The sequence below is a fragment of the Photorhabdus namnaonensis genome, assembly GCF_001684335.1.
Taxonomy (GTDB): domain Bacteria; phylum Pseudomonadota; class Gammaproteobacteria; order Enterobacterales; family Enterobacteriaceae; genus Photorhabdus; species Photorhabdus namnaonensis.
Window position 1 is genome coordinate 1 of sequence record NZ_LOIC01000028.1, and the last position, 439, is coordinate 439.

Below are 439 nucleotides of genomic sequence, written 5' to 3' on the forward strand. Positions count from 1 at the left end.
GCTATGACATGACCATCCGGCCCGATATGTGGCGCGCCACCCTGCGCCAGAATGCCCGGATTTTTCAGCAGCAGGATATCAAAACCATTATCACCACCCTGCTCAAAGAGAACGGCGTCCGGAATGTGGCGTTCAGTCTGCGCAATCCCCACCCGGAACGGGAGTTCTGCGTCCAGTACCGCGAAACCGATTTTGAATTCCTGCAACGGCTCACCGCCGAAGAGGGGATTTTTTACTTCTTTGAGTTCACCGGCAATAAAAACACCCTGGTGTTTGCCGACGATGCGGGCTCTGTCGTCACAGGCCCGGTGCTGCCCTATCACCCCGAAGAGGCTGAACAGGCCCAGCAGCTGTGCATTACCCGGCTGACCCGCCAGGCGCAGGTGCGACCGGCGGTGGTCGAGCTCAAAGATTACACCTTCAAAAACCCGGCCTGGGC

1 protein-coding gene is annotated in these 439 nt (G+C 58.3%); it reads left to right on the forward strand.

The window, feature by feature from the left end; all coding sequences use genetic code 11:
- The coding region (gene vgrG / locus Phpb_RS26570; protein WP_240492414.1) for a type VI secretion system tip protein VgrG at positions 1-439 on the forward strand (439 nt) is incomplete at both ends.